The 13,655-nt window shown below is 41.9% G+C and carries 18 protein-coding genes; 12 read left to right on the forward strand and 6 right to left on the reverse strand.

The annotated features are described in order from the left end of the window. The first annotated feature begins 136 nt into the window (after positions 1-136). The 3 genes from myaer_RS16455 to myaer_RS16465 all read left to right on the forward strand — a co-directional run bounded on the left by myaer_RS16455 (position 137) and on the right by myaer_RS16465 (position 2,134). Complete coding sequence (locus myaer_RS16455) at positions 137-1,039, forward strand: DUF1350 family protein (protein ID WP_046662886.1); 903 nt, start codon at positions 137-139, stop codon at positions 1,037-1,039. A 313-nt stretch (positions 1,040-1,352) separates the two neighbouring features. Continuing rightward, the gene (locus myaer_RS16460; RefSeq protein WP_002799472.1) at positions 1,353-1,643 is read left to right on the forward strand and encodes a DUF1778 domain-containing protein; all 291 of its coding nucleotides are present in this window, start codon (positions 1,353-1,355) and stop codon (positions 1,641-1,643) included. Continuing rightward, positions 1,640-2,134, forward strand: coding sequence for a GNAT family N-acetyltransferase (locus myaer_RS16465; protein ID WP_046662887.1), 495 nt, complete (start codon positions 1,640-1,642; stop codon positions 2,132-2,134). The genes myaer_RS16460 and myaer_RS16465 overlap by 4 nt, the downstream gene beginning before the upstream one ends. A gap of 151 nt (positions 2,135-2,285) precedes the next feature. Here myaer_RS16465 and myaer_RS16470 read toward each other — a convergent pair whose 3' ends face one another. Together myaer_RS16470 and myaer_RS16475 are read right to left on the reverse strand one after the other, a co-directional pair. Beyond that, positions 2,286-2,516, reverse strand: coding sequence for a hypothetical protein (locus tag myaer_RS16470; RefSeq protein ID WP_046662888.1), 231 nt, complete (start codon positions 2,514-2,516; stop codon positions 2,286-2,288). Further along, on the reverse strand, positions 2,513-2,887 hold the full coding sequence (locus myaer_RS16475; RefSeq protein WP_002757633.1) for a nucleotidyltransferase family protein: 375 nt from the start codon (positions 2,885-2,887) through the stop codon (positions 2,513-2,515). Before myaer_RS16475 ends, myaer_RS16470 begins: the two co-directional genes overlap by 4 nt. Positions 2,888-3,604: 717 nt before the next feature. On the opposite strand from myaer_RS16475, the gene myaer_RS16480 reads away from it, so the two are divergent. The 3 genes from myaer_RS16480 to myaer_RS16490 all read left to right on the forward strand — a co-directional run bounded on the left by myaer_RS16480 (position 3,605) and on the right by myaer_RS16490 (position 4,490). Then, on the forward strand, positions 3,605-3,742 hold the full coding sequence (locus myaer_RS16480) for a DUF4160 domain-containing protein (protein ID WP_235614862.1): 138 nt from the start codon (positions 3,605-3,607) through the stop codon (positions 3,740-3,742). 101 nt (positions 3,743-3,843) lie between these two features. Next, positions 3,844-4,188: a type II toxin-antitoxin system RelE/ParE family toxin gene (locus myaer_RS16485; RefSeq protein WP_004163940.1), complete on the forward strand. Its 345-nt coding sequence runs from the start codon at positions 3,844-3,846 to the stop codon at positions 4,186-4,188. Positions 4,189-4,190: 2 nt separating this feature from the next. Then, positions 4,191-4,490, forward strand: a complete 300-nt coding sequence (locus myaer_RS16490; RefSeq protein ID WP_012266232.1) for a helix-turn-helix domain-containing protein — start codon at positions 4,191-4,193, stop codon at positions 4,488-4,490. A gap of 34 nt (positions 4,491-4,524) precedes the next feature. On the opposite strand, the gene myaer_RS16495 is transcribed toward myaer_RS16490, so the two are convergent. Then, positions 4,525-6,822, reverse strand: coding sequence for a TOMM precursor leader peptide-binding protein (locus myaer_RS16495; RefSeq protein ID WP_046662889.1), 2,298 nt, complete (start codon positions 6,820-6,822; stop codon positions 4,525-4,527). 560 nt (positions 6,823-7,382) lie between these two features. Here myaer_RS16495 and myaer_RS16500 point away from each other — a divergent pair. The 6 genes from myaer_RS16500 (at position 7,383) to myaer_RS16525 (ending at position 9,605) form a co-directional block, all read left to right on the forward strand. After that, the gene (locus tag myaer_RS16500) at positions 7,383-7,730 is read left to right on the forward strand and encodes a rubredoxin (RefSeq protein WP_002757647.1); all 348 of its coding nucleotides are present in this window, start codon (positions 7,383-7,385) and stop codon (positions 7,728-7,730) included. A 106-nt stretch (positions 7,731-7,836) separates the two neighbouring features. Next, positions 7,837-8,829, forward strand: coding sequence for a photosynthesis system II assembly factor Ycf48 (locus myaer_RS16505; RefSeq protein WP_046662890.1), 993 nt, complete (start codon positions 7,837-7,839; stop codon positions 8,827-8,829). Positions 8,830-8,907: 78 nt separating this feature from the next. Further along, positions 8,908-9,153, forward strand: a complete 246-nt coding sequence (psbE, locus tag myaer_RS16510) for a cytochrome b559 subunit alpha (protein ID WP_002749269.1) — start codon at positions 8,908-8,910, stop codon at positions 9,151-9,153. 25 nt (positions 9,154-9,178) lie between these two features. Beyond that, entirely contained in the window at positions 9,179-9,313 is a 135-nt protein-coding gene (psbF, locus tag myaer_RS16515; RefSeq protein WP_002736175.1) for a cytochrome b559 subunit beta, read from the forward strand. A gap of 10 nt (positions 9,314-9,323) precedes the next feature. Next, on the forward strand, positions 9,324-9,443 hold the full coding sequence (locus myaer_RS16520; RefSeq protein ID WP_002735805.1) for a photosystem II reaction center protein L: 120 nt from the start codon (positions 9,324-9,326) through the stop codon (positions 9,441-9,443). 42 nt (positions 9,444-9,485) lie between these two features. Then, the gene (locus tag myaer_RS16525) at positions 9,486-9,605 is read left to right on the forward strand and encodes a photosystem II reaction center protein J (protein ID WP_002736108.1); all 120 of its coding nucleotides are present in this window, start codon (positions 9,486-9,488) and stop codon (positions 9,603-9,605) included. 263 nt (positions 9,606-9,868) lie between these two features. On the opposite strand, the gene psbB is transcribed toward myaer_RS16525, so the two are convergent. From psbB to tatC, 3 genes are all read right to left on the reverse strand, one after another. Continuing rightward, complete coding sequence (gene psbB, locus myaer_RS16530; RefSeq protein WP_002735904.1) at positions 9,869-11,395, reverse strand: photosystem II chlorophyll-binding protein CP47; 1,527 nt, start codon at positions 11,393-11,395, stop codon at positions 9,869-9,871. A 446-nt stretch (positions 11,396-11,841) separates the two neighbouring features. Next, positions 11,842-12,153 (reverse strand): hypothetical protein, encoded by a 312-nt coding sequence (locus myaer_RS16540; RefSeq protein ID WP_002749272.1) that lies wholly within the window; start codon positions 12,151-12,153, stop codon positions 11,842-11,844. Between the two features lie 78 nt (positions 12,154-12,231). Beyond that, positions 12,232-12,993 (reverse strand): twin-arginine translocase subunit TatC, encoded by a 762-nt coding sequence (gene tatC / locus myaer_RS16545; RefSeq protein ID WP_002783793.1) that lies wholly within the window; start codon positions 12,991-12,993, stop codon positions 12,232-12,234. Between the last annotated feature and the right edge of the window lie 662 nt (positions 12,994-13,655).

Here is a 13,655-nt window from a genome sequence, read left to right on the forward strand (position 1 = left end):
ATCACTGCTTGAGTTAGGGCAGACTTCTATTCTTTAGTCTTTGTTATTATTAAGCATTAATTCCTGCTTATCTAAAGATCAGATTGTTCTGTCCTAACCAATTAAATACTAAAAAACAACCAGAGGTCTTACAAGTATGAATACTAAGTTTAAATTTATCCCCTTAAGTTTCCATTGGTGCGCTATTCACCCTCAACCAATCGGCGTTGTTTATTTTATTGGTGGTGCATTTTTTGGAACTTTTCCTAATTTTTTCTATCGTTACCTTCTTCAAGAAGTGTTTGAACAAGGCTATACGATTGTCGCTATTCCCTATCGTTTCACTTTTGATCATTGGTCTGTAGCGATCAATATTTTTAAAGACTTAGAGGAAGTTAGGAAAAGTCTTTATCAAGAGGCTCTTTCTTTAAACTATACCACTAACATTGGAATCTACTTGGAATCACCAATTGCTCAAAACTCTTATTATGTATGGATAGGACATAGCTTAGGTTGTAAATATATCCAACTTTTGGAAATCTTAACTGAGCTAGATTCTCCCGATTTAGAGGATTTAAAGAAAAGTCCAATTTTAAGGCAATGTGGCATCCAAGAACAAGCAAAAAATATTAGAAAATCCCTGGATGGTATCACTCTAGCAGATGTTTCACTCAAAAACCAGCCATCTATCTTTTTAGCTCCTGTGATTGCAGGAATTCAGAATGCTATCCCCATTCCTTTTTTAGCTAAATTGTTGCAGTATTTCGGTTTAGATGTACGACCTAGTGTAAAAGAGACGAAGTGCTTAATTAGTCAAAGTAGCTATTTTCAAATACTAGATATAATTGCTTTTAGCAAGGATAAACAAGCCAGTAAAACAGTAGAATGGTTCGATCATATATTCGAGGCAAAAAAGCGGTTGAAGGCTTTAATTGTCTTACCTGATCGTATACATCTTGCTCCTCTTGGCTATCAAGACGGTGATCGAGAAGTTGCCAAAACAGTAATTTACGCTCTTGAAAAATTAAGAACGAAACTATCAATGGTTTTGTTTCAATAGAAGTGCGCTCCTGAAAGCAATGCGTAGCAGTAAACTTATCTTGTGGCTTGGTTGACGAATGTAATGTTTTATCACTGCGATCGCTCCTTCTTCTCGATTGGATTGAAATAACGAAACCCAACACTAATTAAGGTGTGTTACTGCGGTGACATACCTTTTACCTATCAGTTATAATGGAAAGGTTTGAAGCCTAGACTTTCATCAAATGATGCTCATCTCTCTGAAAAATCCTGGTATCGTATCGTACATAGTGTAATGTCGTTGTCACTACATTATGTTAAAATAATTAAGTTTGGAATTACACACCCATCTTATGAGTAGTAAAACAAAAAGTAAGACTCCGCGTAATACCCTAAATTTGCGAATTAAGCCAGAAGAACGCAATTTGATCGATATGGCAGCCAAAGTGCAAGGTAAGAATAGAACTGATTTTATTTTGGAAGCCGCGCGGAATGCTGCGGAGGAAACTTTGCTCGAACGTACTATTTTTTTGGCTAGTCCAGAGGCTTATGCAGAATTTATCGCACTTCTAGATGCACCACCTCAACCTAATGAACGTTTACGCAAAACCATGCAGACGCTCGCACCTTGGGAGAAGGAATGAATTTGACACCACCTGAACCTCTGGCTAGTTATCACTCAATCACTGATTTTTCCTGCGGAATTACTTCTCTTGATGATTGGTTGAAGCGTCGAGCTTATGCTAATCAAGCCAGTGGTGCAACTAGAACTTTTGTTACCTGCGTTGACAATAGGGTAGTTGGGTATTACGCCTTTGCTTCCGGGGCGATTAGTATACAATCAGCTAATGGTAAATTTCGGCGGAATATGCCTAACCCAATTCCAGTGGTAATTTTGGCACGATTGGCAGTAGATACTTCTTACCAAGGTCAAGGTTTAGGATGCGGTTTATTTCGTGATGGTGCGCTACGGGTTGTTAAAGCGGCTGATACCATTGGTAGTCGGGGAATTATTGTTCATGCTATTTCAGAAGAAGCTAAGAATTTTTATTTGGCTTTAGGTTTTGATGTGTCTCCTCTTGAACCGATGACGTTGATGATTACTCTTAATGATTTACGCGCTTGTATTGCTTAGTGCGCTACAGGGGCAACACGGGGTCAACCACAGGGGGTTTGCCCCTACAGGTACGTTTAAGTCCAGAATAACTTTGCTTATGGCCTCATGAACAAGATGTTTGCCCTGATACACTTTACTTAGATTCAGTGCGATCACCAGTTATCTTTAATTAAGTTTCTCCCTTACTTAAATTATTACAAAACAATTGAATTTCATTGATTATGGTTTGATAAGAATTAACAATTTGATGGGCGATGATTAAAACCTTTTCCTCTGCGTTTCGATACATGACATCCGATTGATTAGATAATTCTCTTAAAAATATCTCTAACTGTTGTAGGGCTTGGAGAATTTTATTGAGTTCTTGATTAATTCTATCTTGAATTGATAAATTAGTCATAATTCAACCCCCTGAGCAATTGCTTCTAAAATATAAGGATGAGCCTTTTGAACTTCTACTAAATCCACCTCAAAATCCTGTCCATTATCTAACTCTGCTATCGCCTTAAAATAATCTTTCTCTGGTAAATCCCAAACCGCTAAATCAAGATCAGAATGGGGAGTTATTTCTTCATAATTTAACAATGAACCAAATAAAACAACTTTCGTGACTCCATACTTCTCTTTAAGGAGACTAGCACATTTTTGAGCAATTTTTAACCCTGCTTGTTGCCGTTGTTTCATCTCTAATAGAAATTGTTCGCGGTTTGCTCTCGCTGCTAAAACTTCAGCAATAATCTCTTGTTTTCGTTCTTCAGTTAACTGTGTCATTATGATTACCCCTAAATCATTGAATATCAATAGTTTCTATGATAGCAATGGTTGTGATAAGCGATCGCCGATCTTCTCGATTGGGCTTCGGCCGTGAGCTCAGGCTTCGACGGTGAGACTTCGGACGTTCGGTGAGACTTCGGACGTTCGGCGAGACTTCGGACGTTCGGCGAGACTTCGGCGTGAGACTTCGGCGTGAGCTTTTGTCGAACGCTCAGTCGAACGCTCAGTCGAGCCGCGTGAGCTTTTGTCGAACGCTCAGCCGAACCGCCTGTCGAACCGCCGCGTGAGCTTTTGTCGAACGCTCAGCCGAACCGCCGAACGGTTGAAACAACGAAACCCAACAATATTTTATTTAAGGTGTGTTACTGCGGTGACACACCTTTTACTATCAGTCATCAGGAGAGCTTATTTATTTTGGTTCTTCGGTTTGTCTTATGCAATGGACGGGGTTATAAGGAATGAAACCTTTATAGAGACAGACATTACCGCAATTTTTGTCAATTGTTTGCGATCTGGAGCGAACTAATCAATTAAATCTCTTGCCAGATAAAGATTGAGTCGATTTATGCCCCCATATCGAACCATACCAAGTCCCGAAGAGCCTTTATTTTCTGCTTAGATCAGTTAAAATTGAGGAATGATCGGCCTAGAAATTGGGTTTATCTTCGTACTTAACCTTAACATGAGAGGGAATCAAAGATGCTGGCAATATCGATGTTCTATGGAATCATCGTTTATAGGTATTTTATAGATAACAAACAACACCATATACGGCACATTAACGCTAGGTATCAAGAGGATGAAGTAATTGTCTCAATCCCTGATGGTGAAGTCCTTGAAGGTTCGAGTTAAACTAAAATGATCATCATCTTGCTTGTTAACTAACGAACAATTGACAAACTGATGATCCTGTTATACTAAATTAGGTATAAACCTTAATCATTAACCCCAACATGGGAGATAAACCCATTTACTGGATTGGGACTTCAAGGGAAGATATTAGAGATTTTCCTGAAGACGCAAAGCGTAAAGCAGGTTTTCAACTGAGAGCTATTCAACAAGGAGAGAAACCCAATGATTTTAAACCCATTCCCATTATTGGTCAAGGAACAGAAGAAATTAGAATTTGGACAGGAGAAACCTACAGAATCTTTTATGTAGCAAGGTTTAAAGAAGCGATTTATGTCCTTCATGCTTTCGGTAAAAAAACACAGAAAACCTCGAAAAAAGAAATTGAATTGGGACAAAAACGTTATCAACAAATGATTCAATTTAGACAACAATTACAGGAGGGATAACCATGACACAATCTAACCCTATTGAGATCACTTTTGGTAGCGATAACATCTTTGAAGATTTAGGATTTAACAGTGAAGAAGCAACTAACTTAAAAATTAGAGCCGATTTGATGTTAACCTTGCGGTCTTTTATCCAAGAAAAAAGATGGACACAGCAAGAAGCCGCCACTTTTTTCGAGGAAACACAACCGAAAATTAGTGATTTGATGAATGGAGAAATTAGCCGTTTTACTGTTGATAAATTACTCAGTCTTTTAGATAAAACGGGAATGAAAGTTAAACTCGAAATCTTCACCAAGTAACTTAAAATCATCAACAATTGACCATGAACAAGGGTTACATCCACATGGGAAAAGGATTTAATTCTTCTTCGGTTAAAGCTTCTTTTAACCATCCCATGCTAACAGGAACATCATACAATCTTCCTGCCCCTAAACGCTTCCACATATGACGCATTCCGGGGACAATGACTTTAGCTACCCTTAAACCAATATCAGCACGAGTCTGATCTAATACTAACATTTCCATCCCCTTTGACTCAACAATTCGCTGACACAATTTAACATCCTCTAATAAATCATCACTGGCTAATTGTAAATAATCATAACTTTTTTTCGGTATTATTTTACTATCGGGAACTAAATAAGATTGATTGCTTAACCTTGCCGTTTGCCACCATTTAACCGCCAAAGGATCAGCAGAGGGAGGATAAATCGTTGTCCCATCTTCCTTAAAAGATAACACATTCGGTAAGATTTGATTAACCTCCGTTAACGCCCGACTAATAGCAATTTTCGGGTCAAAATGCGCCCCATATCCTAATAAAATATCCTCCACTTCCCGCCCCTTTCTCGGACTAATAGCAGCAAAACAGGGAATATTCAAATCACTGGTAATATCTAACACCCATAGCTCCCGATTTAACCCCTCATAATATTGCTTTAATTGCTCAAAATATGGCTCATTAAAGCTCTCTAAATTAACGGAAGGTTTAACTAATTGATTATACCACCATAAAGCCACACAATCTCGTTCCAATAACTCCATAAACCCTTGTAAAATCGCTTCCTCTATCGTATTTCCTGCGGCGCAGCCATTAGAATCAGCCCAACAATCTAAGGGTTCAGATTGAGAATAACCATAATAACAATATACCGTCGGTAAATATTTAAAATCTTCAGCAGTTAAAGACCATACAGGAGTCCAATCAATGATTCTAGTTTCATCAAAAGGTTCAGGGACTTTTTGAAACCATCCTTGATTATTCGCATTCCATTCTTCTCGATGTTGATATTGTTTTTCACTAAAATTCATACATTTGTTAGGATGAATAGCTTTATCTCCTAACTCTTGATAACTGGCTTTTTCTCTGATTTCATTCCCTTGAAAAACCCCCGAATACCGCTCAATAGCTTCACAAAATCCACTTGCTTTTGCTTGACTATCTGTACGGCCTTTTCCCGCACTTCTACCTCCAATATTTTGCCGTAAACTGTCTAAATCATCAAAGACACTGCGAAAATGATGTTTAGCTACATAAGTATGAACTAAAGCATTCCCTTGTATCTTATTTAATTCTCGCACAATTCCCGTAATATGACCGATATGATGTTGATAGGTTCTTAAGGTTTCTTCAGGAGAACAAAAACGATGTCCCCCATCATTGGTAAACGCCTTTTTCCGATGTCCCAAAACCACAGGTAAAGGTGTTTTATTCTGAGAATATCCACAACTAGGACAGTTCGGACGTTTAACTAAAATATGCTCTTGAAATTGTAAATTTAAAGTATCATAAGTCATCAGCATTCCTTCTAAACGTTGATTTTTACCTTGAATAATCCACTTAAAAACCTCCATAGCCGTCAGATTTAAAACCGTCTGTATTGTCGCTGAAGAAAACCCTAAAGGAGAAATTAAAGAAATCTTATTTTCTCTCTGTCTAATAATAAATTCCTCCACGGGACGATTATCTCGTAATCGTTGAGCCAAACAATGCCAACAACCAGTTTTATCGGGATCAAATAAGGGACCAATCCAGGCTAGGTTTCCCAGGGGATTAACTAATAACCAAGGCTTGTGCGAGGCTAAAGCTTGTTGATTAATACTCTCTAAATCAGGATGAAGATAATTATCGGTTAAAATAATGGTTAAATCCCCTTCATCTGCGACTTGAACTTGCAAGGAATTTAAAATATTGATCAAATCTTGCTGGGGAATTGAGCCTAGGCTTTTAACCGTAACCTTCAGAGATTGTAATCGTTCAAAAGCTTCGGACTGAGAAACCTGAAGATGATGGCATAAAATTGCTAAATTAGACGGCAATAATTCTTTTTTTTCTAATAAAAACCCTCGTTTATATAACTGAAAAATTGCTTTTTGAATTGCCAGACTATAATTAATAATAACTGCAAGCGAATTAGGATTATTGGGATTAATTTCTTGATTTTGTAACAATTCTAACTGAAGAATATCAATAATTTCATCAAAATTACGTTGACCATCGATTAATCTTACTAAACGATAATAAAGCGGCTCTTGAAAACAGATAGATTCTCGCTCAGATAGAAAAAATACCGTATTTGGTTCTAAGGTTTCAATTGAGTAGGCAGGATTCCAATCAAGCTGGTTAAACACAATTTTTACTCTCTTTTTAAGGGATGTTAAGGTTAATTATATACCTATAATATAAGGTTGATAGCAGTTATCTTAATGGTGAGGTGCGAAGTTTTCGTTTTCGGGAACAGGGAACGGCGAGGGAGCAGCCCATTTATGCCAAAATATAAAAGCGATCGCTAAAATTGATTAAATTTATGCAATATGGAGACAAGTAATTTAGCTTCACTCTCGCCTCTAAGAAGAAATTAAGCTAGGGATTTAGTCAATTTGGTCAAGAATAATCGGTTAGAGGTGAGAAATCAGACCCCTAATTTCTTCCCTGCCTAAAATTTCTCAATTTTTCGGAATAAATTTGAGTACCAAAATCAGGGTAAATAACCCAAATATAAACTTAATAAAGTTTTAATAGACATTTAAGCCCTAATAGATCAATCTTACCTTTTTTAAAGCCGATATGCTGCCTCGATAATCCTTTTAAGACTTGAAAACTGGCTATTCTGTCAGGGGTTGGCCGTGAGAGAGGTCAATTTTCAAGGATAATTTGTAACAGAGTGTTGAAAATTCCTTTAATCTTAGTTATGAGCGATCGCCCACCAGAACTAACCCTAGCCGACCAGGCCCCTGCCAACTACGAATGTCGCTCCTGCGGCTACGTTTACGACCCCAGCAAGGGAGATAGTAAAACCAACACTCCCGCTGGAACCCCCTTCGAGGAATTACCAGAAACGTGGCGCTGTCCCGTGTGTGGTGTGCGTCGTTCCCAATTTATCAACATCGGAGCTAAAGATGCTCCTTCGGGATTCCAAGAAAATCTTAGCTATGGTTTTGGAGTCAACCGTCTCACTCCCGCACAAAAAAATATTTTGATTTTTGGGGCTTTAGCGCTAGGATTTGTTTTCTTTATTAGTTTATATGGTTTAAACTAACTCAAGCACTCATTATCTTTAATCCAACGGCTCTTATGAGCCTGTTACCCATCGGCCACAAACCTTAATCTGTCCCGATTCCTTGACCAATACCTCTGAACCATTGATGAGAAAACTGAAACAATTCGTAATAGTTCTAGCTGTAGCCTTTTTCTGCTTTAGCTGTAGTAATGTGCCATCCCTGAGCAGTAGTCCTTGGCAAATCCTCACCCTCGACACTGACTCTACTTTTGCCGATATCGCCTTTACCGACGACCCGCAGCACGGTTGGTTAGTGGGGACCAAATCTACCCTCTTTGAAACCACCGATGGAGGGGACAGTTGGCAGCAAAAAGTCCTCAACCTTGGCGACGAAAAAGTTAGCTTTAGCGCCGTCAGTTTCCACGACCAAGAGGGTTGGATTGTCGGTAAACCCTCGATTCTTCTCCATAGCGAAGACGGGGGCAGCAGCTGGTCCCGTATACCCTTAAGTGAAAAATTACCCGGTTCCCCCTACGGAATTATCGCCCTCAACGACAAAACCGCCGAAATGGTCACGGATTTAGGCGCTATCTACCGCACCAAAGACGGAGGCAAAACTTGGCAAGCTTTAGTGGAAGGTGCTGTGGGTGTGGCCCGGACAATTGTTCGTTCCCATGATGGTAAATATGTGGCCGTTTCCGCACGCGGTAACTTTTATTCCACCTGGGAACCGGGGTCAACAGAATGGCAACCCCACAATCGTCTTTCCTCCCGCCGTTTACAAAAAGTCGGTTATGGTGAAAAAGGGGAACTGTGGGCCCTGGCCCGGGGTGGTCAACTACAATTTACTAGCCCTAATGATCTCGATACATGGGAAGATAAGGTATTCCCCGAGTTTTCCACCAGTTGGGGACTTTTGGACCTCAACTACCGCACCCCCGAAGAAATTTGGGTCGCTGGTGGTAGCGGCAATCTCTTGGTCAGTGATGACGGCGGCCAGTCTTGGCAAAAAGATCGCGCGGTGGAAAGTGTCCCCTCCAATCTCTATCGAATTGTTTTTATCAATTCCGACAAGGGTTTTGTCTTGGGACAAGATGGGGTCTTACTGAAATATAATCCCCCCAGCGAACCGGCCTAAAACTTGTCTCAGGGTCAAGAAAGTCTCTATTATAGAGATTGAATTTTTCAAGTCCTATCATTCCGAGGAGAACCGTCCATGTCAGGTAGTACCGGCGAACGTCCTTTTGGCGATATCGTTACCAGTATTCGTTACTGGATTATCCATAGCATCACCATCCCCATGCTGTTTATCGCAGGTTGGTTATTCGTGAGTACCGGTTTGGCTTACGATGTTTTTGGCACTCCCCGTCCCGATGAGTATTACACTCAAGAGCGTCAAGAATTACCGATCATTAATGATCGCTTTGAGGCCAAAAATCAAATCGAGCAGTTTAATCAGTAGTTTACTTTAATTAAGGATAAAAACAATGGCTAGTGGTAATCCCAATCAACCCATTTCTTACCCCATTTTCACCGTTCGCTGGTTGGCAGTTCATACCTTAGCTGTCCCCACTGTCTTCTTTATCGGTGCAATTGCGGCAATGCAGTTTATTCAACGCTAGGAGAACAATTATGGAAAGAACACCTAATCCGAATCGGCAAGCCGTCGAGTTAAATCGTACTTCTCTTTATCTAGGTTTACTCCTAGTTGCTGTCTTGGGAATTTTATTTTCCAGCTATTTCTTTAACTAATTAGTCCCGATTTATTGTCATCGCAATTAGGAGGTGTTATTCATGTTCGCAGAAGGTCGTATTCCTTTGTGGTTAGTCGCCACCATCGCCGGTCTAGGCGTTATCGCTGTGCTTGGTCTTTTCTTCTACGGAGCTTATGCCGGTTTAGGTTCCTCTATGTAATTCCATTCCGGGTAATTTTCCCCAGCAAAAAGCCGTTAGTTATTTCTATAACTAGCGGTTTTTTCACTATTCGGTTAAAGGTAAAGCTCGATCGAACTTTATACTAATACTAAATCCCTTGAGTAACGCACAGAAAAAGGGGAGAATAAATAATCAGTTTTTAATAACCGGATTTAGGATAAATCCGTTTTTAATAGTGTGATTAACAAAAAAAAGGAGTCAAAGACTTGACTCCTTTAGTTATAGGGATGATTTAGCTAAAACTAAACTTCTTGTTTACGAGTGCTAAGATCACCCAATTTTTGGAATAAACCGAATTCCACTTGTTCTTCCAGATCTGGATCGACCCCGGCGAATACGTCGCGGTAGATGGTACGAGAACCGTGCCAGATGTGACCGAAGAAGAATAGTAAAGCAAAGACAGCATGACCGAAAGTAAACCAACCTCTTGGAGAAGTGCGGAATACCCCGTCAGACTTCAGGGTTTCGGTGTCAAACTCGAAAGCTTCACCGAGTTGCGCTCTACGCGCAAATTTCTTCACATCAGCAGGATCGCTGAACACCTGACCATCGAGAGAGCCACCGTAGAAAGAAACGGTAACACCACTTTGTTCGATACTCAGTTTCGATTCCGCACGACGGAAAGGAATATCAGCGCGAACGATACCTTCCGAGTCAGTCAGGACAACGGGGAAGGTTTCAAAGAAGTTAGGCATCCGACGCACGCTAAGGACGCGACCTTCGCCATCTTTGAAAACAGGGTGTCCTAACCAAGATTTAGCGATACCGTCACCGCTATCCATGGCACCAGTACGGAATAAACCACCTTTAGCGGGGCTATTACCGACATAATCATAGAAAGCCAGTTTTTCGGGGATTGCTTGGTAAGCTTCGGCGATGGTGGCCCCATTGGCGATGCTGGCCTCCACACGACGCTCAATTTCTTCTTGGAAATAGCCCTTATCCCATTGGTAACGGGTCGGGCCAAAGAGTTCTATCGGCGTGGTAGCATTACCGTACCACATGGTTCCAGCCACAACGAAAGCGGCAAAGAAAACGGCGGCGATACTGCTAGAAAGCACCGTTTCGATATTACCCATTCTCAGGGCTTTATAGAGTCTTTCGGGGGGACGAACGGTTAAATGGAATAAACCGGCGATAATCCCAACGATACCCGCAGCAATGTGGTGAGCTACCACACCCCCGGGGTTAAAGGGGTTAAAACCAGCCGGTCCCCATTCCGGAGCTACGGGCTGCACATGACCGGTTAAACCGTAGGCATCGGAAACCCACATCCCAGGACCCCAAAGGCCTGTTTGATGGAAAGCACCGAAACCAAAGCAAAGTAAACCGGATAAGAACAGGTGAATACCGAACATTTTCGGCAAATCGAGGGCAGATTCGCCCGTGCGGGGATCGACGAATAATTCTAAATCCCAGAAAACCCAGTGCCAAACGGCCGCTAGGAATAGCAGACCGGATAAGACGATATGAGCGGCGGCAACGCCTTCAAAAGACCAGAAACCGGGGTCAACACCAGTTTCGCCGGTGACGCTCCAGCCACCCCATGAACCGGTGACACCTAAACGGGCCATGAAGGGCAGCACGAACATTCCTTGCCGCCACATCGGGTTTAATACGGGGTCACTGGGGTCGAAAATAGCAAGCTCATAGAGGGCCATGGAGCCAGCCCAACCCGCTACCAGTGCGGTGTGCATCAGGTGAACGGAAATTAAACGGCCCGGGTCGTTGAGAACGACTGTGTGTACTCGATACCAAGGTAGTCCCATTGACTACGCTCCTCCTATTAACAATTTAGTGTCCACTTAGACGCTTTTTATATTCAGGGTCAAAATATAAGCCCAACAATCTCGACTGTTAAGTGCAAGAGTTAGCCAACCTACATTATCCCTTGAAAAGTGTATCTATTCTAAAGAAGTGTAACTATTGTTAGAACAGATTTCAAGTGCTTGCGATCGATCTTCCGCCAGAATATTCCAGATAGGGGTGTAGGGTGTGGGGTGTGGGGTGTGGGGTGTAGGGTGTGGGGTGTGGGGTGTGGGGTGTGGGGTGTGGGGTGTGGGGTGTGGGGTGTGGGGTGTGGGGTGTGGGGTGTGGGGAGAATAAATAAAAATAATCTCCCGTCTCCTGAATCCTAACTCCTGAATCCTAACTCCTAACTCCTGAATCCTGATAACTGATAACTGATAACTGATAACTGATAACTGATAACTGATCACTTCCTCAGTAGTTCTTCGGCATTTTGCAGGATTTCGAGGACTTGTTCGGCACTAATCAAGCGTTTTAGCACCACTTGCCCGATGGTGGGGACAGTATCGGCAATTTCGGCACTCTTGGGGGCAACTTCCACCATAATCACGGCTTCTTCCACCTTATAAAGCCATAAAACCTGTTCTCCCTCTAAAATACCGATATTTAATCGCTCTATCTGCGGTGGTCGTCGCCAACTACTCGCATGGTCCCACAAACCGCCAAATTCCCACACCCGTCCTATTGTCCAACCTGCCGTTAAGAAAAAATATTTCACTTTGTTACTCAATCTAGAATCAATCTCTAGCTTTCTGGCTTAATTAGTTTTCAGCCGTCAAATTTTATCAAAAAACTGCTAACGTCCCGTTAATTTCACCACCCCAATGCCCCCAAAGTATAGACCCAAGACCGCCCCTGCTAACAGGGATTGGGTGAGAGGATCTGTAGAAGGGGTTAAAATCGCGCCTAAAATCACCGCCCCCAAAACCACGAAACGCCAACCCGATAACATCGTTTGCGAGGAAATAATGCCTAAAAAGCTTAAAATCAATTGAATAACGGGAATTTGAAAGGCGATGCCAGTACTAAAAAGTAAAAGTAAGACAAATTCAAAATAGCGCTCGATCGACCAAGCTTGTTCGACCACTTCCGCCCCATAACTGACAAAAAAGTTTAAAGCGGCGGGAATCAGGGCAATATAGGCAAAAAATAAACCAGCAAAAAATAAAACACTTGATCCTAACACTACCGGGACAATTAAACGCCGTTCGCGACGGGTTAACCCCGGCAGCACAAAGAGGATAATTTGTAAGAGAATGACCGGACTAGCCACCAGTATGCCGCTATATCCAGCTACTTTTAGGGAGACGAAAAAAAATTCTCCCGGGGCCAACTGCAAAAATTTTACCCCTTGGGCGGGGACTTCCAGCACTTGTACTAGGGGTTTAACGAAGATAAAACATCCCACCGCACCCACAGCCACGGCAATTAAACTATAAAAAATCCGGCGCCGCAACTCCTCCAAGTGGTCAAATAAGGACATTTCCACTTCTCCGGGTAACTCATCGAGGAATTCAGGACTGTCTGGGGGTGGGGTTTTTACTTCTGTCGATGACATGGCTTTGGCTCGATCGTTCTCTACTCAAGCCTTTATCCTAGCATTGATAACCCTTAGCTATTAGCCGTCAGCTATCAGAATCATTCCAACATCGTCGGGTTTGCTCGGTGACAGGTTGCCAATCCAGAACTCAACCCACCAGAGCGGCATCGCACTTTAACCCACAGTTTCAATAAATGTGCATGGTGCGTTCCCCAAAAATCGATCGGTGGAGCAGTAGGACTTGCATTAGGGAACGCACCCTACAGCGATAGCGATCGCACTTTCGGCATATCACGCCTAAATGGGGTGATATGCCGAAAGTTTCCATATATCACCCCCAAAAGCTTGTTAGCCAGATTAGCATATTGCCAAAAACCTTGTTGGCTCTCTTATTTTTTGTGTGATAAGTTTAACTTATATAGTAGTGATCGATCTCTGTGTCCTTTGTGCCTCTGTGGTTCGTTCCATCGGTTTTCAGTTCACCGATTACTGATGACTGTTTACCGATCACTGAACAAACCCCACACCCCACCTCTCCGAACAGTTGTCAAGACTCCCAGCGAAAAATCCTCGTTTGTTTACACAGCTTAATTAAGAGTTGTAACTTTTAATGAACAGGAAGGGAGTGTAGGGCTGAGAGCTTGCTATAGTGAATCCTAGCCGTTTTTTCACGGCTCGTC

This window comes from Microcystis aeruginosa NIES-2549 (assembly GCF_000981785.2).
GTDB lineage: Bacteria > Cyanobacteriota > Cyanobacteriia > Cyanobacteriales > Microcystaceae > Microcystis > Microcystis aeruginosa_C.

Excerpts from the sequence above, each read along its gene's own strand:
- tatC (WP_002783793.1), bottom strand. The coding sequence starts at position 12,993 with ATGTCATCGACAGAAGTAAAAACCCCACCCCCAGACAGTCCTGAATTC.
- myaer_RS16460 (WP_002799472.1), top strand. The coding sequence starts at position 1,353 with ATGAGTAGTAAAACAAAAAGTAAGACTCCGCGTAATACCCTAAATTTG.
- myaer_RS16520 (WP_002735805.1), top strand. The coding sequence starts at position 9,324 with ATGGAAAGAACACCTAATCCGAATCGGCAAGCCGTCGAGTTAAATCGT.
- myaer_RS16505 (WP_046662890.1), top strand. The coding sequence starts at position 7,837 with ATGAGAAAACTGAAACAATTCGTAATAGTTCTAGCTGTAGCCTTTTTC.
- psbE (WP_002749269.1), top strand. The coding sequence starts at position 8,908 with ATGTCAGGTAGTACCGGCGAACGTCCTTTTGGCGATATCGTTACCAGT.
- myaer_RS16475 (WP_002757633.1), bottom strand. The coding sequence starts at position 2,887 with ATGACACAGTTAACTGAAGAACGAAAACAAGAGATTATTGCTGAAGTT.
- psbF (WP_002736175.1), top strand. The coding sequence starts at position 9,179 with ATGGCTAGTGGTAATCCCAATCAACCCATTTCTTACCCCATTTTCACC.
- myaer_RS16470 (WP_046662888.1), bottom strand. The coding sequence starts at position 2,516 with ATGACTAATTTATCAATTCAAGATAGAATTAATCAAGAACTCAATAAA.
- myaer_RS16485 (WP_004163940.1), top strand. The coding sequence starts at position 3,844 with ATGGGAGATAAACCCATTTACTGGATTGGGACTTCAAGGGAAGATATT.
- myaer_RS16490 (WP_012266232.1), top strand. The coding sequence starts at position 4,191 with ATGACACAATCTAACCCTATTGAGATCACTTTTGGTAGCGATAACATC.
- myaer_RS16500 (WP_002757647.1), top strand. The coding sequence starts at position 7,383 with ATGAGCGATCGCCCACCAGAACTAACCCTAGCCGACCAGGCCCCTGCC.
- myaer_RS16455 (WP_046662886.1), top strand. The coding sequence starts at position 137 with ATGAATACTAAGTTTAAATTTATCCCCTTAAGTTTCCATTGGTGCGCT.
- myaer_RS16480 (WP_235614862.1), top strand. The coding sequence starts at position 3,605 with ATGTTCTATGGAATCATCGTTTATAGGTATTTTATAGATAACAAACAA.
- myaer_RS16525 (WP_002736108.1), top strand. The coding sequence starts at position 9,486 with ATGTTCGCAGAAGGTCGTATTCCTTTGTGGTTAGTCGCCACCATCGCC.
- myaer_RS16465 (WP_046662887.1), top strand. The coding sequence starts at position 1,640 with ATGAATTTGACACCACCTGAACCTCTGGCTAGTTATCACTCAATCACT.
- psbB (WP_002735904.1), bottom strand. The coding sequence starts at position 11,395 with ATGGGACTACCTTGGTATCGAGTACACACAGTCGTTCTCAACGACCCG.